General features: G+C 34.3%; 24 protein-coding genes, 4 tRNA genes and 1 pseudogene. 2 read left to right on the top strand and 27 right to left on the bottom strand.

The window, feature by feature from the left end:
* Nucleotides 1-56: 56 nt before the first annotated feature.
* The 5 genes from QQZ16_RS16015 to QQZ16_RS16035 form a co-directional block, all read right to left on the bottom strand.
* Nucleotides 57-842 carry an endonuclease I family protein gene (locus QQZ16_RS16015; RefSeq protein WP_031535523.1) on the bottom strand — a complete coding sequence of 262 codons (786 nt, stop codon included), beginning with the start codon at nt 840-842 and terminating at the stop codon, nt 57-59.
* Between the two features lie 373 nt (nt 843-1,215).
* The gene (locus QQZ16_RS16020) at nt 1,216-2,172 is read right to left on the bottom strand and encodes a TRM11 family SAM-dependent methyltransferase (RefSeq protein WP_031535525.1); all 957 of its coding nucleotides are present in this window, start codon (nt 2,170-2,172) and stop codon (nt 1,216-1,218) included.
* Between the two features lie 112 nt (nt 2,173-2,284).
* Complete coding sequence (locus QQZ16_RS16025; protein ID WP_031535527.1) at nt 2,285-2,764, bottom strand: hypothetical protein; 480 nt, start codon at nt 2,762-2,764, stop codon at nt 2,285-2,287.
* A 371-nt stretch (nt 2,765-3,135) separates the two neighbouring features.
* Nucleotides 3,136-4,605 carry a DUF4179 domain-containing protein gene (locus tag QQZ16_RS16030; RefSeq protein ID WP_031535529.1) on the bottom strand — a complete coding sequence of 490 codons (1,470 nt, stop codon included), beginning with the start codon at nt 4,603-4,605 and terminating at the stop codon, nt 3,136-3,138.
* A gap of 12 nt (nt 4,606-4,617) precedes the next feature.
* Nucleotides 4,618-5,127, bottom strand: coding sequence for an RNA polymerase sigma factor (locus QQZ16_RS16035; RefSeq protein WP_031535531.1), 510 nt, complete (start codon nt 5,125-5,127; stop codon nt 4,618-4,620).
* A 384-nt stretch (nt 5,128-5,511) separates the two neighbouring features.
* On the opposite strand from QQZ16_RS16035, the pseudogene QQZ16_RS23285 reads away from it, so the two are divergent.
* Nucleotides 5,512-5,648 (top strand): annotated as a pseudogene (locus tag QQZ16_RS23285) (transposase); the annotation flags it as partial.
* Nucleotides 5,649-6,461: 813 nt separating this feature from the next.
* Here QQZ16_RS23285 and QQZ16_RS16040 read toward each other — a convergent pair.
* The 8 genes from QQZ16_RS16040 to QQZ16_RS16075 all read right to left on the bottom strand — a co-directional run bounded on the left by QQZ16_RS16040 (nt 6,462) and on the right by QQZ16_RS16075 (nt 12,428).
* Nucleotides 6,462-6,809 carry a MaoC/PaaZ C-terminal domain-containing protein gene (locus QQZ16_RS16040; RefSeq protein ID WP_051640907.1) on the bottom strand — a complete coding sequence of 116 codons (348 nt, stop codon included), beginning with the start codon at nt 6,807-6,809 and terminating at the stop codon, nt 6,462-6,464.
* Complete coding sequence (locus QQZ16_RS16045; protein WP_031535537.1) at nt 6,806-7,192, bottom strand: hypothetical protein; 387 nt, start codon at nt 7,190-7,192, stop codon at nt 6,806-6,808. Before QQZ16_RS16045 ends, QQZ16_RS16040 begins: the two co-directional genes overlap by 4 nt.
* A complete protein-coding gene (locus QQZ16_RS16050; protein ID WP_031535539.1) occupies nt 7,189-8,283 on the bottom strand; it encodes an acetyl-CoA C-acyltransferase in 1,095 nt (364 codons plus the stop codon). The genes QQZ16_RS16045 and QQZ16_RS16050 overlap by 4 nt, the downstream gene beginning before the upstream one ends.
* The gene (locus QQZ16_RS16055; protein WP_031535542.1) at nt 8,279-9,745 is read right to left on the bottom strand and encodes an AMP-binding protein; all 1,467 of its coding nucleotides are present in this window, start codon (nt 9,743-9,745) and stop codon (nt 8,279-8,281) included. The genes QQZ16_RS16050 and QQZ16_RS16055 overlap by 5 nt, the downstream gene beginning before the upstream one ends.
* Nucleotides 9,746-9,793: 48 nt before the next feature.
* On the bottom strand, nt 9,794-10,372 hold the full coding sequence (locus QQZ16_RS16060; protein WP_031535544.1) for a biotin transporter BioY: 579 nt from the start codon (nt 10,370-10,372) through the stop codon (nt 9,794-9,796).
* A gap of 617 nt (nt 10,373-10,989) precedes the next feature.
* Nucleotides 10,990-11,370, bottom strand: coding sequence for a hypothetical protein (locus QQZ16_RS16065; protein ID WP_031535546.1), 381 nt, complete (start codon nt 11,368-11,370; stop codon nt 10,990-10,992).
* Nucleotides 11,367-11,630 carry a hypothetical protein gene (locus QQZ16_RS16070; RefSeq protein ID WP_031535548.1) on the bottom strand — a complete coding sequence of 88 codons (264 nt, stop codon included), beginning with the start codon at nt 11,628-11,630 and terminating at the stop codon, nt 11,367-11,369. Before QQZ16_RS16070 ends, QQZ16_RS16065 begins: the two co-directional genes overlap by 4 nt.
* 417 nt (nt 11,631-12,047) lie before the next feature.
* Complete coding sequence (locus QQZ16_RS16075; RefSeq protein ID WP_031535550.1) at nt 12,048-12,428, bottom strand: winged helix-turn-helix transcriptional regulator; 381 nt, start codon at nt 12,426-12,428, stop codon at nt 12,048-12,050.
* Between the two features lie 134 nt (nt 12,429-12,562).
* Between QQZ16_RS16075 and QQZ16_RS16080 the strand changes: the two genes are divergently transcribed.
* A complete protein-coding gene (locus tag QQZ16_RS16080) occupies nt 12,563-13,081 on the top strand; it encodes a DJ-1/PfpI family protein (RefSeq protein WP_031535552.1) in 519 nt (172 codons plus the stop codon).
* 488 nt (nt 13,082-13,569) lie between these two features.
* On the opposite strand, the gene QQZ16_RS16085 is transcribed toward QQZ16_RS16080, so the two are convergent.
* The 14 genes from QQZ16_RS16085 to QQZ16_RS16150 form a co-directional block, all read right to left on the bottom strand.
* Nucleotides 13,570-14,721 (bottom strand): Shedu anti-phage system protein SduA domain-containing protein, encoded by a 1,152-nt coding sequence (locus QQZ16_RS16085; protein ID WP_031535554.1) that lies wholly within the window; start codon nt 14,719-14,721, stop codon nt 13,570-13,572.
* A 233-nt stretch (nt 14,722-14,954) separates the two neighbouring features.
* Complete coding sequence (locus QQZ16_RS16090) at nt 14,955-15,878, bottom strand: potassium channel family protein (RefSeq protein ID WP_031535555.1); 924 nt, start codon at nt 15,876-15,878, stop codon at nt 14,955-14,957.
* Between the two features lie 293 nt (nt 15,879-16,171).
* Nucleotides 16,172-16,651 (bottom strand): 23S rRNA (pseudouridine(1915)-N(3))-methyltransferase RlmH, encoded by a 480-nt coding sequence (gene rlmH, locus QQZ16_RS16095; RefSeq protein ID WP_031535558.1) that lies wholly within the window; start codon nt 16,649-16,651, stop codon nt 16,172-16,174.
* Nucleotides 16,652-16,731: 80 nt separating this feature from the next.
* Nucleotides 16,732-16,893, bottom strand: a complete 162-nt coding sequence (locus QQZ16_RS16100) for a CxxH/CxxC protein (RefSeq protein ID WP_065429117.1) — start codon at nt 16,891-16,893, stop codon at nt 16,732-16,734.
* A gap of 270 nt (nt 16,894-17,163) precedes the next feature.
* Nucleotides 17,164-18,375 (bottom strand): S1C family serine protease, encoded by a 1,212-nt coding sequence (locus QQZ16_RS16105; protein ID WP_031535559.1) that lies wholly within the window; start codon nt 18,373-18,375, stop codon nt 17,164-17,166.
* 184 nt (nt 18,376-18,559) lie between these two features.
* Nucleotides 18,560-19,348: an MBL fold metallo-hydrolase gene (locus QQZ16_RS16110; protein ID WP_031535561.1), complete on the bottom strand. Its 789-nt coding sequence runs from the start codon at nt 19,346-19,348 to the stop codon at nt 18,560-18,562.
* 7 nt (nt 19,349-19,355) lie between these two features.
* A complete protein-coding gene (locus tag QQZ16_RS16115; protein WP_031535564.1) occupies nt 19,356-20,156 on the bottom strand; it encodes a two-component system regulatory protein YycI in 801 nt (266 codons plus the stop codon).
* Nucleotides 20,143-21,453 carry a YycH family regulatory protein gene (locus tag QQZ16_RS16120; RefSeq protein ID WP_031535566.1) on the bottom strand — a complete coding sequence of 437 codons (1,311 nt, stop codon included), beginning with the start codon at nt 21,451-21,453 and terminating at the stop codon, nt 20,143-20,145. The genes QQZ16_RS16115 and QQZ16_RS16120 overlap by 14 nt, the downstream gene beginning before the upstream one ends.
* Entirely contained in the window at nt 21,450-23,279 is a 1,830-nt protein-coding gene (gene walK, locus QQZ16_RS16125; RefSeq protein ID WP_031535567.1) for a cell wall metabolism sensor histidine kinase WalK, read from the bottom strand. Before walK ends, QQZ16_RS16120 begins: the two co-directional genes overlap by 4 nt.
* Nucleotides 23,280-23,287: 8 nt before the next feature.
* Nucleotides 23,288-23,998, bottom strand: coding sequence for a response regulator YycF (gene yycF / locus QQZ16_RS16130; protein WP_016201493.1), 711 nt, complete (start codon nt 23,996-23,998; stop codon nt 23,288-23,290).
* Between the two features lie 851 nt (nt 23,999-24,849).
* Nucleotides 24,850-24,922, bottom strand: a tRNA-Phe gene (locus QQZ16_RS16135).
* A gap of 115 nt (nt 24,923-25,037) precedes the next feature.
* Nucleotides 25,038-25,114: transfer RNA gene (locus QQZ16_RS16140), tRNA-Asp, on the bottom strand.
* Nucleotides 25,115-25,145: 31 nt separating this feature from the next.
* Nucleotides 25,146-25,217: transfer RNA gene (locus QQZ16_RS16145), tRNA-Glu, on the bottom strand.
* Between the two features lie 18 nt (nt 25,218-25,235).
* Nucleotides 25,236-25,311, bottom strand: a tRNA-Lys gene (locus QQZ16_RS16150).
* Nucleotides 25,312-25,527: the final 216 nt, after the last annotated feature.

Below are 25,527 nucleotides of genomic sequence, written 5' to 3' on the forward strand. Positions count from 1 at the left end.
TGGGGCCTTATAAAAGAGAGAATCTATTTAAACTCTTCTCTCAAATGGAGATTGATTTACTTTTCATATATCCATCTCTCTGCAAACTCTGGAAAATCAATATATGGATTCCGATTTCCCTGTAAGTCATAGATAGCAAGGTTACGATGTTTTTCATACAAAGATACCGGAAATTTCTGATGCCACTCTAGTAAAACCTCCAGATTTACTAGATTATTGTCCATTATTCCAATATATCGAGTCATAAAATAAAAGGTTGCTCTTGCAACAATTCCCTTTCCATATTCAGGTTCAAACTTCCCTTCATCCGCCTTTCCACAGCCTTCTTGAATACCTAAAATAGAGCTTTCTGGAACATAGTCAGGAAAATCCGCATAAGGGCTGTTTCCACGGCGGCTGTTACACGAGGGATCACAGGCAAATAAATGATGCAAATCCCCTCTCATTGGCTGACGTTTATCAAACCAAGACTGAGGTACTACATGCTCACAGTTTAACGTGACCTTATCGGATAAACTATTACTATTAACACCTGTCTCTTCAAGCATACGAATATCCTTTTCTATAACAGCTAGCGGATCCATTTCCTTCCCTGAATAAATACTTTTAAGTTTCCCATTCTCATTAAGATCGACCCATGGATAAACATAACGATGAGGTGCATAACCTAACTTATTTTGATGTGTTTTTTCTAGTAACTCATGCATCGTTTTTCTATCAAGCGAGCTATCTTTATAATATGTTTGTTTCATTTCTTTGTCTCTATCCTCTTCATAATAAGCGTGGTTATTGCTGTACTCTAAATAGATTGCTTTTGCTATATCTAGTTCCTGTACTAGCATTTCTTGAATCTCAAATTTCTGGTTTTGATTCGATTCTACTTCCTTATTTGAAGCCATGTTTTCTTTTCGCTGCATCTTCTTCCCTCCTATAGGATTAAATGGAAGTTAATTCATGATATTATTAATAGTTTAACAATTATAACTATTTATTCACAGCTACTTTCGAAGTAATTTCTTTTCTGCTATTAAAATATGGCATGAACTTATCCGCATAATAGTGAGTTTTCCAAGAATAAAAAAACAAAACAGTATTCCTCAAATTGAACCGAGGAATACTGTTTTGTTATGATGATTTCTGTTTTACCTAATCGAAAAAATAGTAAGCAATCTTTCCCTTCTAAATGGAAAATTTCTTTGATTCCATCCCCATGCATTAACAACAAACAATTATTTGGCGTATAAACTTCCCCTTTTTAACTTCACACCGATCTACTATTTCAAAACCTACTTCATTTAGTATTTCATCTATATCTTCCGTTGTCACGACGACCATTTTTTTCGCAAAGCGACGTGCACATTGAAGCATTTCAAATTTTTCCTTATCTGACACGACGGAGCAAAGGTTATAAGGCATGTCTATAATGGCAACATCATACATTTCTGTTATGTCTCTGATATCTCTTAAGAATACTGGTCCAGAAAGGTCAAAATGTGCGAGATTATTACGAATGCCTTTCATTACTAAAGGATTGTTGTCACTACCTGTTATATTAACTCCCATCGATAAGCCCTCTACCAATACTGTCCCGATGCCACAGCATGGATCAATCACCTTAACACCCGTTAATTCTGGAACCGCAATATTCACTAGTGCTCTGGCCACTCTTGTATTTAATGCCGTTGAGTAATTGTGAGGCTTTTGTTGATGAATAAGCCAAATACCTTGGTTTTCCGAATAGCATCCGAAATACCATTTTCCTTTTAACTTGGTAATCGCGAAAACTATCTCAGGATGATGAAGATTCGCTACACCTGGAATCAAGCATCCAACTTGTCTAGCGATGGCTTTCCTTTCTTCAAAACCCATTTTATCTAGGGGATCTATATCTCGATAATTGATGCCAATTACCTTATAAGTACTATTCCACGCAGGCCTGGCTTCAACCTTTTTTAATAGATCTTCCAACGTATCACCCTTAAATAGAACTTCTATTTTTCCTTTTATAAAAGGACTCCTACTTGGGTCTATATTCATCCTGCTCTCTAATATAAAGGCATGTAAGTTAGCACGAAATAGGGAACGAACTTCCAATTTACATAAATGCTCTTCTTCTTCAGCATAATTAAATGTATATAGAAAGGTGTTTGGCACTACACTATTTTGGCTCAAGTTCTTTCTCTCCCTTTTTTTTGGATAAGCCCCCTTAGCTGTTCCATTTTTTCAATCTCAAAATGCCATACTCTTGATTAGGAGTATGGCTATCCTGACTTTCCTATAATTCTTACATGTTAGATTTGGTAAAGCCTTCTTCTTTTAGATATTCACGTGCTTCCATATAGCTTGAAAAACTATTTTCTAAATTTACTCCGGCATATATATTCCAGAATCCTTCTTCTTGAAGAAGGAGGAGCGTATTATTTTCAGAATCAGCCCATTTTTCTTCTTCCATTGCTTCTTCTTCAATCGTCTCTCCTTCTAGTGCATTGGGTTCTAATGATTGAATAGATTTTTCGATAATTTCTCTTAATTCTTCCTCTGAAAAATCTCGAATATTCACCATACCTTTATCATCTGTATCATACTCATTTAGCTTGTCCGCATACACAAATCCATTTCCATTTGGATGTAAGTGATACACTACGTTCTTTTTGTCACTTCCACTTTCCAAATAATGAAAATTAACACGTTTTAATGACACATTTTTTCGTTCCAATTGGGGGAACGATTCGATGATTTTTAGTTTATCTTCAAATGATAGCATATTTGCCTCCAGGATGTTTTTGATACTAATTATTATAACAAAAGCTTATTTACTTATGATAGGGTTCCTTGATAGATCTAAATGAGTTTTCATCGGTAATTAGGTTCAATTTTTAAATTTATACATCTTGCATTTATTCTGACCTTCCACGTACTATTTTATCTTACTCTCTTAGTCCCTTTAATATCCTTTTATTTGTAACAGGTGAGAATCCACAAAACCTCTCTTCTTGACGTGTTTTATACTTATTTTTTGATAAATAATCCAAAATCATTACATTAGCCTGAATCTCATCAAAATCCCTATCTTTCGTTTATTCAATATTATCATCTAAGCTTTCGTCTATTCATGAATTAACATATACTTATTTCTCAGTTCGTTAAATAAATCGGAATGAAAGATAACCCATTTTCTTTTCTAGCTTTTTCAGCTTCTTCTGGATTTTCAGCTTGAATTTCAGTAAGAATATCTGATGTTTGTGATATGGAAACTTCTATAATTTTAGAATTTTCATGATTTTTCAATTTTCCTATTACTGTTCTGTCGATTGAAAATTCGGATTGATATTTTTTAAGATATAAATCTATTTCTTTCATTTCATCATGTGAAAGTGGTTCTGCTATATATCCATTTTCAGCTAACACTTCGTCTATAATTTGTTTTTCACTATCTTCCGATTGTTTTTCTAAAGTTGCAGTTCCACTACCAATGAGTGGTATTTTAATATCGTCACCGATTTCAAGAATACAGTCTTGTCGATTTTTAACCGGAGCAAAAATCATAATGTACTCATCTTCTGCACCTTCTACTTCACCCTTACTAAAAATTGGATCAACTCGTTCACCAGCTGATTTCAAAAATACACCCGATTTTTTTTCATCAACGATATAACCATATTCCTTATCTATTTTTCTTGCATCAAGAAATTTATGTTCCAATTTACTCATTACTCTGGTTTGTATTCCATCCATGTTCTGCACGGCATTCGGACTAGGTGGTATAGTAACGACCACTCTTGTTTCTAGCTGCGAAAATTCTATCTGCTTAATCTTGTATGTTTCTTGTCTAAAAGTGAATTCTTTATTTACTTCTACAGTTTCTCTATCTGAGATGGCTGATTTAGCAAGCTTAAAATCAATAGGCCAAATTGTTTGAACCATACTAGGCCCGTTTTTATCATCATATATTGTCAAGTTTTCAATTTCTAAACGAATGTCCTGTCCTTCATATTCTTTTATTGAAGCAAAAGATAGGGCTTCAGCCACCTTGTTTTCTTTACTATCGTAATATCTACTTCCCCAACCTACAGAACCTAATTTCTTTTGTTGATTTCCGACTATCAGGTTGATCGAACTTTCACCCTCAAACAAATCAATATAAAAGTTTTTTAAATCTGTATTATCACTTTGATAGGTCAATAGAAGTTTTGTCTCCTTATCATCCGTCATTACACTCTCAAAATGCACGGTTATATCATATTTTTCATCATAAAATGTTTGATCAACAGCTTGACCATTCCCTAGATTAATTGCCGTTCTTACACCGGTATCATCAATATGCTTACTCGAAAAGATTTTATCATATACCTCTTGAATAGTTGCTAAAACAGGAGTAAAAGTGAACATAATAGCAACAATTAAGCCAACTACTGCAGCTAATGAAATTCTTTTATAAAGAGTTACTTTTTTGTTTTGGGTACTAACATTACTTAGTCTAACAACCTTTTCTCCATTGCCTAGTTTTTCCGCTTTATGTATCTGAGTCTCTATTTCATCCCAAACATCTGGCACTTGTTTTTCAATAGCATTGTCCAAATGCTTCAATATTTTATCTTTCTTCATCAGAAATCCTCCTTACTCTATACCTTTTCTAAGTTTTTTTAGAGCTAAACTATACTTCCAAAGTACAGTTCCCAAAGGCATTTCAACGATTTTGGCGATTTCTCTGTGCTTCATACCCGAGATGTCCTTCAAGATGACAATCTGCCTTTCCTCGCAATCAAGCAATTCCAAGTATTTTGATAAAATCATTTTTTCTAAAGGATCTCCCGAAAGATATTGCACATGTTCAAAATAATCATTGTCAAAACCTGTTAGTTCACGCTTTTTCTTTCGATACAGATCTAATGCTGTGTATCGAGATACGCTAGTAAGCCACGCTTTAACATTTGTTATCTCATTATGTTTCATATGCTGAAAAAGTTTAATATACACTTCCTGTAACACATCTTCAGACAATTCAAAGTCTCTTAGTATAGAAAGTGCAATTGCAAACACATGCTTCTTATATTCACTGAACAATTTCTTAAACTCTTCGATGTTATCTATGGATGTATCTGATTGATGCAGACTCGTTTGACCCATTTTACTTAAGCCTCCTTTCACATACAAGACGTTTCAGACTCCTCTTTTATTGGTTAAAATTTATTTTTTTAGGGATGATTCTCAGTCAGTGATTCTACGGAAGATTTTGTTTCACATAAATGTTGTACATTCATATCATAGACCGCTCCGAATATTGTTTAATAAATAAAGCTGACTGTTAAAAAGCCTATTTAGGATTGGTTTTTATTTTCTCAGATTTTTCAAAAAACTACTTTTCGAATAGACATTTTGAATCAATTAGCTGCTATTTCATTTAGCAAATTCTTGTAGTTACACTCTTTGTCAATCTTCAACAAAATCCGAAGAGTCAATGCGAATATAACTTTGTGAAGGTATTCTTCAGGGGAGGGTGTTGGCGTTCTCCCCCTGAAGAATGGCATCATGGAGGAAAACCATAATAAAATAAAACTTATCAAAAGACGGGGATTTGGCTATCGAATATCCATTTGTTTATGCGATTACGTTTAGAAACTGGCCCATTATTCGGTATCTTTTATTGAAATAATATTTTCCTATGATAACATAGAAATGTAAGTGGTTACATAAAAAATACCCCTTCATAACAACCTCCACTTAAAATAATTGAAAAAGGAGGAGTTTATGAAGAAAATTTTAGTGCCGTTTGTTCGTTTAGCTCGACTCTTTTCTGTAACATTGCCTTACAGTTCAAGTGCTGCCAATTCCTCAGTTAAATACTGAGGCTATCGAATTCAGTATATACTTATGAGGATTTTTATGGAAAATAAAGAGAATTTACTGCAAGTACAGGAGTTATTACGGAGAATATGTGTCTCATGTTTAATGAAAGGATTGACAACATGACATTTAAAAAACTACGCTACACTGTTATGGGGATATTAATAGGATTAGCAGTTGTGTTCTTAATACTAGTTATAACAGTTACTCAATTAGAGTTAAATAAATGGCAAGACACCATCACCCTCTTATTTTGGATTTATATAATCCTAGTATTTGTGTACATTATTTTCATTAATTTAGTGCCCTTGATATGGAAACGTTTAAAAAAAGGTAAGGACACACTATAGTAATCTTTGCCACAGTGACTCCCCCCAAAATCTTGTTTCACATAAATGTTACACAGTCCATAACGTATAAGTTTGCGATTATTGTTTAATAAATATAGCGACTGTAAAAACGCCTATTTAGGATTGTTTCTTTTCTCAGATTTTACAAAAAACTATTTTCCGAATAGACATTTTAGAATAAGTTAGCTGCTATTTCATTTAGCAAATTCATGTAGTTACACTCTCTATCCATATTCGACAAATTCCGAGGAGTCACTGTGAACAGTTTTATCTGGTTACAATCAACCATCCTTTTATGACTACTTTTTCCCCGCATTTTCCTTCTACTCTGATTTTATGCTCTATTTGTTTGATAGTTAGAGTTATTTGATCTTCCAAATAAACTGGTGAAGTAAATGTAAATTCATGCTGGCACACCCATTCTTGAGGAGTGAGAATTTCGCTCGAAATCATCCTTAACACTTGGGCCGCTACTAACATTCCATGGACAATTTTATTAGAAAGTCCTTGTTGTTTCGCTGTTTCTATATCTAAATGAATGGGATTATTATCACCTGAAACTACCGCATACTGTTCAACCTCTTCTTCGGTAATTTTAAAGGCAAGCCGCTTCATTTCAAACCTCCCACAATCAAATCCGATATTCCCTCAAAACAAAGTTGTCCATCCTTATTATATAAATGGAGAGTTTGTTTAATAAAAGTAAGCTTTTGACGTTGAAATGGATTTGTGACTTCCACTATCGCTCTATAAATCTCATTTGTATACATTCTTTGATGTTGGAAACATTTCTGTCTTCGATGAATAATAGGCTTTTGCAGCTCCCATGGAGATTCAAACCATTTATAAGCAATCATTGGCATGGTTGGAGGAAGAGGAATGCTTTCGCCTTTTTCTCCTTCAGCACTTTGATAAGTAGAATTTTGATCACCAATCAATTGAACAAATTGCAGTACATCTTCTTGAGTAAAAATGATTTCATACTCCTTCGTTTTCATATTGCCACCTCGAATAGGACTGCTACTCCGATTCCTCCACCGCTGCCTATTGCCGCTAGTACATATTTGACATTCTTTCGCCTTTGTACTGCGTAGAAAAGCCTCGTGATTAAAATACTTCCTGACGCTCCATAAGGATGTCCTAACGTTAAAGCTCCTCCGGAAACATTTATTTGATCACATGAAATAGATAGTTCGTTCATACAGGCAACTATTTTTGAAGAGAAAGCTTCGTTTATTTCAATTAAGTTAATATCCGCAATAGTAAGCCGGTTTCTTTTTAATAAGGCTTGAATAGCCGGGATGGGGGCTGCTCCGGGATAATTGGGATGTACACCTGAGATTTCACTATCCAAAAATCGCAAGATAGGTTGGAAACCATTTTTTAATGCTAAATTTTCTTCCATAACAAGAACAGCTGAAGCCCCGTCATGAATACCGCAACTGTTCGCTGCTGTAACCGTACCGGTACTATTAAATATGGGCCTAGCTCTTTTTAATAGTACCTCCATATTTCTTTTTCTAAATAGCTCTTCATCCTGATGGTATTCTCCAATCGGAATGATCTCCTGAGTAAAATATCCTTTTTCATACGCCAGCCAGCTACGCTTGTAACTTAGAAGTGCATATTCATCTTGCATTTCTTTTGAAATAGCATATTTTTCTGCCACATATTCTGCAGCTACGCCCATATCTGGGTCGCCAATTTTTTCAGGAGAAAATCTCGCTCTTGACGAAAAGGGAGAGGTGCTCGTACTTTCTACACCACCGGCAATGTAACAACTTCCAGCGTCACCTTGAATATAGTAACATGCCATTCGGATCGCTTCTAACCCTGCACTGCATTGACGGTCAATTGTAAGTCCAGTTATAGAAAGAGGTAATCCTGTTTCTAAGGCAGCATAACGGGCAATGTTTCCACCTGGACCAACAACATTCCCCAAAATGATGTCATCAATCTTTTCTTCTAATCCATTCACTAAATGCTGAAGAAGCGGAACTACAAGCTCATGTGGCTGAATATCCCGTAAAATCCCACTCATTTTTCCGATTGGTGTACGCTTTGCCTGGACAATTACTGCTCTTTTAATCACTGGTCACCTTGCTTTCTATTTGTTTTATTAGTTCAGCACGAGCAATCTTTCCACTCGTTGTATAGGGCAATTCAGATAGAAAATACCATTTACGAGGAATTTTATAAATAGACAAATACTTTTTACAAAATCTTTTTAACTCTAATGGGCAACCCTCCCCTTTTACTACCGCAGCCACCACCTGACCCCAATACGAATCTGTCAGACCGATTACCGCAACTTCCTCCACATCCGGATGCAAGGAAATAACTCCCTCTATTTCTTCAGGAAAAATATTGATTCCTCCATATAAAATCATATTTTGCTCACGGCCTGTAATATATAAATAGCCATCTTCATCAAAATAACCCCTATCATGGACCGTAGCCCACCCCTCTTTATCCTGAATCGAATGAACGGTCCTTCCATCATGATCAATGTATCCATTTATTATAAGTCCACTTCTTACATAGATCGTTCCAATCTCATTGGGTTTTGCTAAAATCTGATCTTGCAGCCTTATTTGTACCCTTACGCCGTAACAAGGCTTCCCAACGGTTGCTGCCTTGTTCATACCATCTCGATTAGAAATTACAGTAATGAAACTCAATTCACTAGCTCCATAGAACTCATACATGATTATTTTTGGAAAGATATGATAGATCTCTAATTTTAATCTTTCAGACCACTTTGCACCCGATGAAAGGATTTTTATAGACTTATTGATTTGAATTCCTTGTTTCAGAAATGCTTCTATCATTGTTGGAACGACATACATCGTTGTAATGGGATAAGATTCTATCCATGATTGACCTTCAATAGGAGAAAATTTGTCTAATAAATAGACAGTTCCTCCTAAATACAAAGTGCTAATAGCTCCATAAAGAAAGTGAGAATGCATTAATGCCCCTGGAATTAAAATATGATCCGATTCATTTATTTCTAAATCAAAACGGTTGCAATCAATGCTCGCAATCCATGAATCCTGGGAACGAACAAATGCTTTTGGGTTTCCAGTTGTGCCAGAGGTGAAACCAATATAAAAAGGCAAATTTTCTTGGGTATACCTATTTATGTTCCATTCAAACCGAGAGATTTCCAGTAAAGCGTCCTCTAAATTCATTAAATTCGGAATTTTTTGTTTAAATTGATAGTAAATTTCTCGTGTTGTGACAATCATTAAAGGATTAGAAAGTTTTACTCTCTTTTCTAATTCAATTTTCGTCCATTTCACATCATAAGGTACCGCAATCCAACCAGCCTTGGATGCACCTGCAAAGAGTTGCAGGAAAGGGATCCCATTAGGCAGAAGAATTCCTATTGTTTTATTTTCTGAATGCAGTGAGTGCAGCCAATTTGCCGTTTGATTGACTAATTCACTCCATTTTTGATAATTGATTTGTTGATGATTTGTATGGATTGCTATTTTATTCGGAAAAATTTCCGCTAAATTTTCATATGTTTCCGTTATATTGCCCATTTTTATCACCTCTATAGAAAATACATATCAAGAGTATCTCTTTAGTATTTACATATGTTTAGTTATGTCATCCGAGTAATTCGATGCTAGAGATCTTGAAAAAACTAGGTGCTTTCTTAATCTGTAGACTAAAATCGAAGCTAGTACAGCTTTTAATACATCCCCAGGAAAGTAAACCAAACTAACTTTTACAGCTTTTAATAGGGAAATATGCATAATCAATGCTTGTGTAGGGATACCAATTAAATAGATTAGCAAGATTCCAACTGTCAGATTAATAAATAACACATGATGTAGTTTTAAATTTGCTATACGTGATAATAAAAATCCAATAACGAATGCTGTTATTGGCCAAGAAATTAAATAACCAACATTCGGTCCCACAAATACACTTAATCCGCCTCGACCACCCGATAGAAGAGGTACTCCAACGGCAACTAGCAGTAAGAAGACAAGCTGGCTTATTGCTCCTAACCTTGCACCTAATACTCCCCCTGCAAGAAGAACACCTAATGTTTGCAATGTAATAGGTACCGGTGTAAACGAAAGAATAATAGGCGGAACGAGACCAAGAGCACCCATGACAGCAGCAAACAGTGCTACAAAGGTAATTTCTTTAATTTTCATTTTCACATTCTCCTCAGAATATATGTAATTAATTCAACTATGATAATATTCAATATCATATTAATTGTCAACTAAAAATAAAAATAGGTTTACATTTATTTTTTATTTCAAAGACAACTTAAGTTGGTCTCCTTTGGTTTAAAGAATTCAAAAAAGGCTTGGCACGCCAAACCTTTTAGTTTATATAAGCTAATCAAATTTAAGTAGGGCTGGATTTCTCAGTTCACAGTGATTCCCCAGAAAATCTTGTTTCACATAAATGTTACACAGTCCATAACGTACAAATTATTTAATAAATATAGCGACTGTAAAAAACATACAGGATTGTTTTTTCTTTTCTCTGATTTTACAAAAAGCAACTTTTCGAATAGACATTTTAGAATAAGTTATCTGCTATTTCATTTTAGCAAATTCACATAGTTACACTCTCTATCCATATTCGACAAATTCCGGGGAGTCACTGTGAACATAACTTTTTGTTGATTGAAGTGGAAGGCATGAGACTTCTGCGAGAGAAGCGGTGTTAGACAGAAGGAGTACATGCCCCTATTATCCAAGCACTTCAGGGGTTAAGAGGATTGATTCCAAGTGAATCATCTAGCGGAGATACAAATTGTTTACTTCACTATCATCTCCTTTAAATCTATTATCGTACCAGATTCAATCATAAAATCTATTCCAAGAATGCCGTTAAATCCATAGGTTTCTTTGGTTATTCCTAACTGTAATTGAAAGGCATCGAACAAATGATGATTGATTATTAAATCAGATACAATTTGTTCATAGCAGAGTTCACTTTCTCCTCCAACTCCATACATCCTTCTTGGTCTGCCATTAGCTCGGTCAATAATTAGATCAATTGCTTCTACTTCATCAGTATCGGAAATAGTTGTGGAACATCCAGTATCTAAAAGAACATCATTTAATTGCATTGTCTTTCCATTATAAGAGAGCAGAACGGAGACTAGAGGTAACCCTTCACGCATTTCAATCTTCATTGAAGTCGTCTCCTTACTCCAATAAATTTTTCTTCTTTAACTTCAATCGTTTTGTGGTCAGTATGAAAAATATAGTATTCACGGGTAGGTTCAGCTAAATGGAGTTTTTTATATTCTTTCCATGCTTGAGTTGAATCGGAGAAGTAAGAAATGACTGATAATTCATCAAAATAACGTATTGAATTTTTTGAGTAGGCGGAGATAGCTTCGACAAGAACCCATTGCTCCGGATATTGTTCACGAACTTGTTCCCATTTCACCACAGACACCTCCTAGTACTTTTGAAATTAGTATATCATCTTTATAACAACAAGTGCACCATCCAGAAATTTAGAAGATTACTGGATGGTGCACTTGTCCTTTTTACCACTCTTACCTTATAAAAAGGAGTTTATCTTTTCTTTAATAGAAATCCAACCGACAAATCCAAATAGAGTTTAAAAAGTAATTCAAAAACCTCATTTATTTATGGTAAGGTTCAACTAAATTTCACTGGTAATATATATGTTCATACCTAATTTCCGTAAAAATAAAAGGAGACCATAATAGTCCTCTGATTCCTTACTTCATCACTTTTTCATATTATTGTTCTCAATAAATTTTCCAAAATCAAATCATCGGAAGTGTTTAGTAACTCCTTTATACCATTACATTTTTAATTAAACACTCTATTACTTTTAATTTGATTCCCCTATTTCTCTTTTGATTTCTTCTATTCGTTTTTTCCCCCAATCATACATCATTTCCACAATTGGAAGTAACGTCATACCCAATCCAGTCATTGAGTATTCCACTTTAGGCGGAACTTCTGGATAAACCTCTCGATGAACAATGCCGTCTTCCACCAATTCCTTTAATTGATTCGTTAAAATTTTATGGGATATTTTTGGAAATAATCTTTGTAATTCACTAAAGCGGTGCGGACCTTCAACACCTAAATGCCATAAAATCACAACTTTCCACTTACCACTGATAATCGATAAAGTAAGTTCTTTTTCACAGTTGTAATCACCATTTATTATCTTCTCTTTAATTTCATCTCTAAGTGTATCCGACATATTTTCTGCCTCCGCTTTCAATTGTTACTTTAAGGTTACCCTGTTACAAAAAAGTGCATTCTTCCCAGAATAACAAACAGGTTGTAATATATATTTGTGAGTTAAGACAAACTATTTTAGGAGGAATAACAATTATGAGTAAAAAAGCACTTTTAATTATACCACCCGAAAGATTTAATGAAGATGAATTATTTAAACCAAAAGAGGCACTTGAAAAAGCAGGAATAGAAGTAACAATTGCAAGCACAAAAACTGGCGAAATTATTGGCGATTTTGAAGGTAAGGCAATATCCGAAAAGGTCTTTACCGATACTACAGCAACCGATTTTGACGTTATTTCTGTTATTGGTGGTTCTGGCACAAATGATCATCTCTGGAATAATGGAGAATTATCCACGTATTTAAAGAAAGCACATAATGATAAAATTCTTGTTACTGGAATTTGTGCTGGTTCAGTTTCTGTCGTGCAAACTGGCTTACTTGAAGGTAGAGAAGCAACTTGCTACCCTGTTGACGTACAAAAAGACCAACTGAAAGCAAATAATGTAAAGTATGTTGAGAAACATGTTATTGCACATAGTGACATTATCACAGGTGACGGCCCAGATGGCGCTGAAGAATTTGGAAAAGCACTCGTTAATGCAATAAACTAACTTAAAAGATGATAAAAGCCTTTGGTGTATACCAGAGGCTTTTTCAATTTTTAATCTTCTCTTATTCCTCATTTTATGTTAGTAAATAACTTATCTAACCACTGATTATCAAGTACAATTTCCACTCTCTATTTTACCACTATTTGTGATACGGTTCACCGTGGTGTATCTAAATGAGGTTTAATTTCATCTTTAATATATTTAAAACATCAAATAATGCATACTAATTTACACTTTGTTCAGCAAGTTACTTTAGTAGACAAAGATGGATCAGAGATTCTTCTTCATTAATGTTTCGAATACCTTTGGTAAGTTAATCGTCAACGTGAGAAGGCTGCCTTCCTTGATTCAGCCATCTCCCTTTGTGTCAAAAGTGGCCGAGAAGTTGGGGCACATCCCAAGAAAATCTTTCGATTAGTAAAATATTTTTGAGTCACCTATACTAATCCGATTTGTCTAGTTACATTGACAAAGAATACTAATAAAAGTTAATCACCCTCTAACTTATTACCAGTAAGTAAATTTAATAATGATTTAGCATTTTCTAATAAATCATCATAGGTAATTACTTCAATTTTATCTCTAAAAACTAAATTTCTTCTTCTAAGTTTTTCTTTTGTTTCTAGTGTCAAAGTATTAGATCTTCCAATTACCACATAGCCTTTTGGTGAATATAATTCTTGAATTTTTTCACGTGCATATGAGTTATTATGTTCAATCCACTCTAACCAGTCCATTATTTGTTGTTCTGCATGTACCAACGTACTGGCTGGATTGCCTTGTTTAGTATAAACATTTAAAGTACTAGCTTCAATTTCAACAACATCATAAAGTCCGTTATATCTTTTCAAAACATAGTCAGCTTCGTATTCAGAACCAAAACTATGCTTATCTAATACCTCAATATATTCTGTTCCAAATAAAATTGGATAAGTCGTTAATATTTCTTGAAGTCTATTCTCATTTCTCGAAAAACTATTTAACCCTTCTGATAACTCATTAATTCCATCTTTTAAATTATTTATTACATATTGAGCATTATCCAGTTTTTTTAGTTTTTCCATTAATTTATTCTTATAATAATTTACTTCACTGAATGAATAAATTCTTGGTGTTTTCTCTCCTTTCAACTCACCTTTTTGTTTTTCAAAATCTGGAATTAAAGTATCTGCAAGTTTGTATTTTTTCACTTCATTATTTTCATTTATTAACTCAAAACCATGTTCATATAATTGGTTATAATAGCCGCTAAGGCTCTCTTCCAATTTATCGTGATTAAGGAAAACAGGTATATTGTAAATAACTGACATAGCCAATTCATGAAGTATTGCTTTGTCTAATTCATCTTGCGACGCTTCAACGGATGTTTGCAATAAAGCTACCATCTCAAGACTGTTATAAGAGCCATTAAATGTATAACAGATAATGTGAAGTAGCGGTCTGTCGTCTTGATCAACGTCAAAAATCATTTCTTTGACAATCTTGTAAAACTCAGAATCCTTTTTATATTTCTCTATATTTATTTCGACATCTTTTTTTGTAGATGAATACCTTTCATATTCTTCGTCATGGTTCTCGCCATCATTTGTAATAAAAGTACGTACTAAAATGGGCTTCTTATACAAATCTAACCTGTTCATGCATATCCCCCTTAGAAAAAAACTTCTCCTCCATCGTTTCAAATCCTTTGATAATAGTTAAAGCAATATTCAGTCGTATGCTATTTATGGATGGGTACAGGCGATGTAAAAAGTATGAGTAAGGTTGTTTAATTCAAGATTTTCGAAATTTAGAATTAAGCATTTCAAAAGCTCATGGTACACGTTTTGTCTGCCATACTTCTTAGTCATTAAATTTAGTCGACAGTTTTAAATTATTGTCCGGCACTCTGCTTTGTTTTTATTATTTCTAAAGCCATTCTCCTGTACGTTCTTATAAATCCATAACTTTTTTGGATAAGGTGATAAAGAGCAACATAAGCGTTTATAGCATTACTCGAACGAAACTGAACTTCTCCTTTATGATTTTTTATCATTTCCTCATCAAATTCAGTAGCGTTTTGTTCGCCAATTTTCACATTTGGTTGATTTAATATATAGTCACTGAAATCTAATTCCTTGGAGTCTTCTATAAACTTAATGCACAAACTTTCAATTTCTGGCCAACTCTGTACGTAACCTAACTTTACTAATTCTTCAAGAGAATCTACTAACTCTTTTAGACTTTTAAAGTAGTATTCTATGGCTGGAGTAAAATGATGATCAGAGAGCCTAGCTGTTGATTTAAATAGATCTCTCATGTCATTAAATTTGAAACTTTCATTAAAGGTAGTGCCAGGATTTCTTTCATTTATAGGCGTAGTTACTGTAAATAAATACATTTTGTATCTTTTTATATTTAATTCAATTAGTTGATTAAAAGCTGAGAACCTCTCTATTGCTCGCTCTTCATCTCTTTTTTGTTGTATCTGTTTTTCATTTTCCTGAACTTCAATTCCATGCTGATGAGATAAAGAATTTAGAAAAAGACCTATTAAAATGATTCCTAACAGAGATTCAGAGGCAGTAAGTAATTGGCCTAAATTTCCAACAGGTGTAATATCACCATAGCCTAGAGTAGTAATTGTTATAATACTAAAATAAAAATAACTGAAAAATCCTGCCTCATGATTATTTAGTTGCAAGCTTGACTCAGGTAGAAGAGTAAATGCGACTGCATAGAGTGGGATTAAACTCAAAAACCAACCCCCATATACAATAGGCTTCTTATTCATGAGGTTTTTTAAAAATTCTCTCATAATATCCCCTCTTAATTCTTTACTGAAAAAAATCTCTTTTATTAATTAAGATACGTTAATTTTTTTTAAATCTTTCAGGAGTACTAAATAACTTTTCCTGCTTATGTGTGAATGATAATTGAAAAGACGAACGAGCATCTCGACTCCTTAAATCTATAGTTTATAAATTTTTATACAAATGAGAATGGGGCTTATATTTCAAAACCTACCAAAGGGGGAGATATGTGCCGTCTCTTTAATAACCTATTTGCCTATTTATATATTTAAAATTAATTGATAGTAAAAAACCTCATTTACTTGTGATACGGTTCACCCCTATTAATCCGAAAAGCCCGATAAACCTGCTCCACCAAAATCAACCGCATCAACTGATGAGGAAACGTCATCTTACTAAACGAAAGCTTATCATCTGCTCTCTTTAGCACCTCATCACTAAGCCCTAAAGATCCACCAATAATAAAAGTAACCTTGCTTTTTCCATATGTCCCTAGCTTATCAATGGTATCGGCTAGCTCTTCTGAAGACTTTTGCTTACCTTCTATAGCTAGTGCGATAACATGTGCATCAGCTGGGACTTTGGTAAGGATTCGTTCGCCTTCTTTTTTCTTTACTTGCAGCATTTCTGCATCACTTAAGATTTCTGGTGCTTTTTCGTCTGGAACTTCAATGATTTCTATTTTAGAATAGCTTGAAAGTCTTTTTGTATATTCTTCGATTCCAAGCTTTAAGTATTTTTCTTTTAATTTTCCAACTGTAACAATTGAGATATTCACATGCTTTCCTCACTTTACAAACAAGATATCCACATAAGTTATCCACATATCCACATTTTTAATCCACATATAGTATGGAATCACTTGTTCGCCACCATATATATGGCGTTATTTTTACAATATTCACAGGTTGTTGATAACTTTTCTTTATCTGAAATTTGTTCCAAAATCGGAAATGTTTCAAACTCATTTACTACAGAATCTATTGCTATATCAACGTGTTCAGCACAACTATAAATCATTTTTCCTTCTCCTTTTAGCGATTGCTTTTTTCATTTTTCTAAAAATAATTGTGGATAATCATTTTTTCTAATCCAATTATTAGTTATCCACATTCCATCTTATCATTCTACCCAAAAACTGCAACCACTCTAACAAAATTCATTTACTTTTCACGATAAGACCTTATCCACAAACAACTTCATTATTTTTGGAAAAAAATATTTCTCCTTATTCTCTTTTAATAAAAAAGTAGAGCAAAACTTTTGTCAGTTTTGCTCTACTTTTCTTTTTTACATTTGATCTTCCGATAACGTTAGCTCTGCTGTTTCTAACTTTCCATTGCGATAATATTTTACTTCCATGGAATCGCCAATTTTCTTTTCATTATATAAATGCTTTCTTAAATCAATTAAGTCCACTATTTCTTTGCCATCTAGTTCCACAATAACATCTAGCTCTTTTAATCCTGCTTTTTGAGCTGGTGAATTTGGTGAAACATCTTTAATTGCTACACCTGTAGTGATATCCTCTGGTAACTTTAATGCTTCCTGCTGATAGTAGCCCGGAATATCGCTAACAGATTGCAACTCTACTCCCATGTAGGGTCTTTGTACTTCTCCATGTTCTTCTAAATCTTCAATAATTGGTATAGCTGAATTAATTGGTATCGCAAGCCCAATCCCTTCAACAGCAGATTCGGCAATTTTCATACTATTGATACCGATAAGCTGACCTTCAATATTAACAAGGGCTCCACCACTATTTCCTGGGTTAATGGCGGCATCTGTTTGAATAACCTCTGATTGCCAATCTGGTGTCCCGTCCTCATTAATATCAACTGGAATCGTTCTTTCTAATCCGGAAACAATTCCTTGTGTAACCGATCCAGAAAATGTTAACCCTAATGGATTACCAATTGCAATGACAGGTTCACCTGCTTTCAGCGTATCTGAATTACCAAATTCCGCTATCTTTGTTATTTCGCTTGCATCTACTTCGACTACTGCTAAATCTGTCCAAATATCAGCACCAATTAGTTCCGCACTAATTTTCTTTCCGTTTGATAAAGTAACCTCTAGCTCTGTCGCACCTTGCACGACATGATTATTTGTAACAATATATGCCTTGCCATCACTTTTTTTATATATAACACCTGAACCTGTACCAGCCTCTTCTGCCGTCGTTTCATCTGCCCAGAAATTAGAGGACTGCAGATTGGTAATTCCAACAACTGAATCAGCTGCTTTATCAACTGCCTTTGTGACATCTGTTTCGACATTCAATGAGACATTCTGCGTTTTTACCCCTTCCGAATTGCTTATCACACTGCCGCTTTCTTCCTTATTCGGAAGAATCGCTAAATCTGTTAACCGTGGGCTAATTAATAAAACAAGTACTGCACCAATAATTGCACCAATAAATCCAGAGAAGAAATATCCTTTTCGTGACCTTTTCTTCTGCCCATCTCCCTGATTCCCATAATCGTAATCCACGAGCTTCATTCCTTTCTACAGACATTATCTAAATACTTTCTAACATATTCTTTATTATTTTTCCTTTTTTTTAAAAAAACAAACGAACTACTTAGAGATGTTTTCACCATATGATACCCAAAAGCATTGATAGCATACTTCCATTTTTCCAAAAAAAAAAGCGAATAACCAAGTATCCGCTTTTTTTATCCACTTATATTGCCATCATTTTTGTCGGTATTCTAGGATCTGTATCAAATAAAGTAACCTGTTCCCCTAACCCGACTCCACGGCTTTCCAATGTCTGTCCAACTGACATTCTTGCTAAATCCTTCATATTATTATCTAAGCTTAGGTGAGCAAGATAAATATGCTTTGTGCGATCTCCAATTACCTCGCTCATTGCAATTGCTGCATCTTCATTACAGACATGCCCTACATCGCTTAAAATACGTCTTTTAATATTCCATGGATATTTTCCCATCCTCAGCATCTGCACATCATGGTTGCTTTCAAACACATAGGAATCTGCATTGGAAATGATTCCTTTCATTCGATCACTAACATAACCTGTATCTGTGATTAGTACGAGCTTTTTCTCTCCTTCATGGAATACATAAAACATTGGCTCTGCCGCATCATGGGATACGCCAAAGGATTCAATGGATAAATTGCCAAATGTCTTAACGGTTTCCATATCAAATTGAAATTTCTGCTCTGTGGGAATTTCGCCGATTAAGGGATCCATTGCTTTCCACGTTTTTTCATTTGCATAGATAGGTAATTTATATTTTCTTGCAACAATTCCTACCCCTTTAATATGGTCACTATGCTCATGTGTCACTAATATCCCTTTTAAATCACTCATTTTCCGTTCAATGCCTTGAAATAAGCCTTCCATTTGCTTTCCGCTTAATCCAGCATCAACTAAAAAGGAATGATCTTCTGTTTCAACAAAGATGGCATTTCCTGTACTGCCACTTGCGAGAACACTAAACCGCATTTTTCTCTCACTCCAATTTCATTTCCTCTGTTTCTGGTTGAATAACTGCCCCGTCCAAAGCATTTACATAAAAGTCTTCTTCATCCACTGTTACTTTCCAAGTTGGAGCAAGCAATTGTGCAGATGTATCAAGCTGTGTATAATAGCCTAATTCTACATAGCTTACATACGAATCACTTTCTATGAAGTTATTTGTAAATAAGTTCAGAATAACATCCAACGGCTGAATAATGTTTTCCTTTTCATCCATTTCTTGAATTTTTTCCAAATACGTCTGGTTATAGGAAACGATTTTGTTCTCTTCATTTACATTAAAGGTAATTTCACCCTTTGGATTTCGATATAATGTCTTTCCAGCATGCTGTTGATAATACGTAATGGTATTTCCACTCTTTTCCCAAAAGCGATACTCTGAACCGTTAAGCACTTGATTAAACAGAAATTCAGTTAACTCCTCTGGGTCAAAATCTTCTTTAATACTAATTGGCTCCACTAACACTGCTTGAAGATATATGCTATCTCTTACGGTAATTTCTTGACCACTTAATAGCCCTTTTTCCATCTTTTTGATCTCATCATCCGTGAATTTCTTCGACTTCGCTGATAAATATTGATCCTTTTGGTTATTGACTGGAAGCTTTTCTTTATCATATTTAATTCCTAACCGTGAAAGCGTATTGGTCGTTGGCTCTGTTGTATAGTCATCCGCCCGTTGGTATTCTTTAATCTTTATATATTCATAAATTAGATATACATCCAATATTAAGAAGGCAATAATAAATATGGTCTTTATCTTACTCCAGTCCATCTAAGTTGCCTCCTGTTCCTTCCGAATATAAGGTATACCATTTATTATCATATTGGTAAAACCAGGTTGGTTCTAAGGAAACGATATTTTGAGAATCGACCTGCATATCATATCCCATCACAATATTCTGGAGTTTTTCTGTCTTTAACTTTTTATTATTTTGGAGATATTGTAAAACCTCTTCTCCTGATGAAACCGTCTCTTTTGAAAAATCAAACGGAGTAGTCGTATTAATAATAATTAAATTACTAGTTAATAGGCGCTTCGCCTTATTATTTTCCCAGAACAAACGAATATCAGATAGTTCTGTTTTCAAATTAAACACAGGCATTCCATTTGTGTTGTATAAACGAAAGGTTATCTTTCTGTCTTCATCTCGTCCCACATATAAATAGTCATTAATCCAGCCACCTCGCTGATTGATTAGATCGATACTATTATTAATGATATGCTTCTGAATCGTTTCGTTCGAAATGCCAGAAGGTTTAAAGAAGCTGACAATATGGGTATCTTTATATATTCTAAGTAAACCCGAATCGTCTGTATACTCTTCCCAATTTGTTAAAATTTCTTTTTGGGCGATACTAGGATTAGTAAATAATGCTCTTTTCAATCGGATCGATTCGATTTGTCTCGTAAAATATTTGTATTTATTGACTTCCCTTTTCTCACTAGGCAAATAAATTAAATACTGGTCATTTGGTTTATACGAAAAATAGGTAGAATAAACTGTTTTTTCCTTAAAGACACTATCTTTAAATTGATTCAGTTCCTCAACATATTTCGATCGTACCGATGTTTCATATACTTTCCCCGTTTCTTTAGACAGAAAATAAACCTTTCCATCCTTATATGAAAACAAAATCGTATCAAAATCAAAGGAATTATCCTGATCTACTCTTAAAATATCTTTGTAAATTCGAAAGGGAACTTGTCCTGGAAATCTTATTTCCAAACTATTATCCTGCTCTTCTAAAAAGCTTGCTACACTTTCCACTTTTGAAGTTATATTACGAAAATCTGCATACTCAAATTCTTTAAGCTTCTGGATAATAGAATCTATTTCTTCCCTTGAAATTGTACCATAATGATTCCCATCTATGTGTTGGTAAATTCCGTCTGGCTTTACAACTTCACTTACTTCCTTTGTTTCTCCTAATTCCTCCAGAGCAGTAGTTGACCCACTACCAATTGAATCAAATTCCCCGCCCTGATCTGTCCAAAGGAGATAATATAATAACACACTTAAAGCTACGAGAAAGATTAAAATACCGCTTTTTACACTCTCATATTTCATCCCCAATCATCCTCTTCAGATTGAATATACGGTAGGGTGAAAGATATTTTTGTTCCTTTGCCTTCTTTACTGGATGCCCAAATTCTTCCCCCATGTGCTTCTACCATTTCTTTTGCGATTGCAAGGCCAAGTCCAGTTCCACCGAGCTTTCGTGTTCTCGCTTTATCAACACGATAGAAACGATCAAATATTTTATCAATATTTTCTTTCGGTATACCAACACCATTATCTGATACACTTACGATTATTTGCTGTTCCTGTTCCTTAATAGAGAAGGTAATGTTTCCACCTTCAGGAGAGTACTTCATTGCATTGGAAATTATATTATCTAGTACTTGTGTTAATTTATCTTCATCAATTTCCACAAATGCTGCTTTCTTTGGCAATTTTCTTATGAAGCTAACATTTTGTTGTTTCGTCAATTCAAAACGGTCAATAATTCGATTATAAAAAACGATAAAATCAACAAGTTCTTTATTTAACTGATAATCACGGCTATCTAATTTAGAAAGCTGCAATAAGTCATTTACTAAGCGTATCATTCTCTCGGTTTCATTTTGGGTGACATTTAAGAATTTTGGAGCCAATTCTTCATCTTTCCAAGCTCCATCATATAAAGCTTCTACATAACTGCGCATCGTAGTTAACGGGGTACGCAATTCATGGGAAACATTCGCTACAAATTCTTTTCTTTCCATATCAATTTTTTCCTGCTCCGTAATATCATGGAGGACCGTAATTAAACCATTAACAAACCCTGTCTCTTTTTGTATAACCGAAAAATTAGCCCGTAAAATATATGGCTCATAATGAGTGCTATAATCCAAAATAACCGATTCTCTTTCCTCCAATAGCTCCTCAAATGTATATTTCCCATTAAGATCAAGGAGATTAATAATTGGCTCCGAGAGTACTGTTTCACGTGAAACATCTAGCATCTTTGCAGCTGGCTCATTTATAAGAATAATTCGCCCTCTTCGATCTGTTGCAATTACTCCATCTGTCATATAGGCTAAAACAGATGATAATTTCCGCCGCTCACTTTCTGTTGTTGCCTGTGATTCTTGAAGCTTCTTTGTTAAATTATTAAACGTGATTGCTAATTGTCCAATCTCATCAAAACCATATACTTTAACCTTTCTGGAGAAATTCCCCTTCGATAAAGCAAAGGCATGCTTTTGCATATCTGAAATAGGCTTTGTAATCGTTCTTGCTAATAAGACTCCTAATATTGCCGTTACAAATAAAGTGATAATCGTTCCTTTTTGAAAGATTTGATTGATCTTATCAATTTGTTTATAGACATTCTCAATCTTGCCCTCTAAATAAATGGCTCCGACTATTTCATCTCCATTTGTTTTTATAGGCGTAATCAGCTCATAGATTTTCTCACCGTTTTTCTGCTTAATCGGATTATCCGGTTGAGAGGAGTTTGAGAGAACTCTCCTTACCGAAACATCAACCATTTTCTGGCCGACCAAATGTTGGTTTTCCGGATCAGAGGTTCCAACGATAATGCCATTACTATTAACAACTCTGATTTCTTTAATATCAGATGAATTATTATCACTTAAAATTCTTTTGATATCTTCCTCTAATGTTGAATCACCGTTTTCAACAAATCGTTCCTTTACGAGCTGCTCTTCTAAATAGATAGATAAAATATTTACTTTCTCTTGAATCGATATTTTAAAACTGTCTAATAGCGTTGTTTGTAGGGTTTTTACAAAATAAACCCCAATTATCTGAATAGAAATAAGAATAAGCAAAACAATAACTAATACAAGCTTCAAATGAATAGAACGAAAAAAACTTACTTTTTTCATTAATAAATTTACTCCTGCTCAGGATTTCTTAAATAGTAGCCAACGCCTCTTCTTGTCACGATCCAAGTCGGATGACTAGGATTATCTTCAATCTTTTCTCTTAATCTTCTTACCGTTACATCGACTGTTCGTACATCACCATAGTAGTCATAGCCCCATACTGTTTGAAGCAAGTGCTCTCTAGTCATAACTTGTCCTATATGTTTTGCTAAATAATAAAGTAATTCAAACTCACGATGCGTTAGCTCGATCATTTCGCCTCTTTTTGAAACGATGTAAGCATCTGGATGAATAATAAGGGAACCAACTTCAATTTCATTCGATTCTTTTTCTTCTTCTGCAGCAGATGAAACTTGCTGATGTCGTCTAAGATTTGCCTTTACACGTGCAATTAACTCTCTTGTACTAAAAGGCTTTGTCACATAGTCATCTGCACCTAATTCTAGCCCTAAAACCTTATCTATTTCTGAATCCTTTGCCGTTAACATAATGATCGGCATTTCATATTTCTTTCTGACTTCACGACATACTTCCATGCCATCTCTTTGCGGAAGCATAATATCAAGCAATACTAAATCTGGCTGGATTTCTTCCACTTTCTCTAGGGCTTCATTGCCATCATAAGCACAATACACTTCGAAGCCTTCTTTCTTTAAATTAAATTGCAGAATATCTGCAATTGGTTTTTCATCATCTACAACTAAAATCTTTTTATTCATTCAGGTATTCTCCTTCTATCAAAGTTTATCTATCGTAACTTCCATACTTTTATTGTTTACTTCTACTGTCTACTTTACCATTTTAAATTTATATATTCACTTTTTTTCTATTATAAGTTTAGTGATACGTTAGCTTTATCCTCTTTGTTTAGATCGCTTGATGACTACTTCCTCATCATTGCTTTATCCTCTAAATAGCCACAAATAAAAAAGACAGTGAAGCTTTCTCTATAAGTCCACTGAATCTTTCATCCATTGAGGATTAAAAAATCCCTCTATAAGAGAGGGTTACCATTTCCGATTATTCTTCTTCATTCCAATGCATGGGAAATATCCCTGCATCATTCATTATCGAAACATCCTTTTTAGGCTATTGTATATGCCCTCAATTCATAGTATAGCAATAGAAAGAGTCTCATTTTACTATAAGAAAAAAATACAAATGAAGATAGCTAAATTATTGAAACCTTTTATACTAGATAATCGTCTATATATATGAGTTTCATTTTCCCTTAATTTTGGCAAGGAAATCCTTTCCTAGAATGGATTACCTTGTCCTTTTTTTATCTATTATAGCCTCTACTTAATCTTCACTAGACAGTAAAATAATTCCCCGCCCTGCTAGTAATTCACTTTATATATAAAGATCATTACGAAGAAGGCATATACATTTACTTTAGCATATATTTAAAGGAAATAATGTTTTGCTATTATATTGTAATGAAATTGTTGTATTATTATCATGTTATGCAGAGATTTGTAATAGAAAGGATCTTTCGCGGTTTATTTACAGGGAAATAATTTGGGCATAAAAAAAACAACGAACATTCGTTGTGAATACAAAATCAAGGTGGCTCAGGACGGAATCGAACCGCCGACACAAGGATTTTCAGTCCTTTGCTCTACCGACTGAGCTACTGAGCCAAACTATGGTGACAAATGCTTAGCTCTAACATTTAAGCAAAGGTCGTTATTTACTTGTCTTCATTATGTATAAGATAAATGTATATAAAATATGCAAATGCATAGGAAGAAAAAATGGCGGTCCGGACGGGACTCGAACCCGCGACCTCCTGCGTGACAGGCAGGCATTCTAACCAACTGAACTACCGGACCATTTTTTGCATAATATCTCTAAAAGATATTATGACCCATACGGGATTCGAACCCGTGTTACCGCCGTGAAAGGGCGGTGTCTTAACCGCTTGACCAATGGGCCATGATTGATATCTATAAATGGTGAGCCATGGAGGATTCGAACCTCCGACCCTCTGATTAAAAGTCAGATGCTCTACCGACTGAGCTAATGGCTCCTATTATAAGCTTGTCTCTTTTGTTTTTGTCATTTGCGACGCTTTTTATATTAGCATATTATCAAAATAAAAAGCAATACTTTTCTTAAAACTTTTTTAAAATTATTTTTTCATTTTGCTCTAAGCTACATTTCCTTTTAAGATTAATGTACTTTTTTGCGTTTGTTTATAAATCCACAACCTTACTATTATCGCAAATTCAAATGCTAGCCAACA

Origin of the sequence: Bacillus sp. T2.9-1 (genome assembly GCF_950097965.1) — a bacterium.
In the GTDB taxonomy this organism is placed as follows: Bacteria; Bacillota; Bacilli; order Bacillales; family Cytobacillaceae; genus Niallia; species Niallia hominis.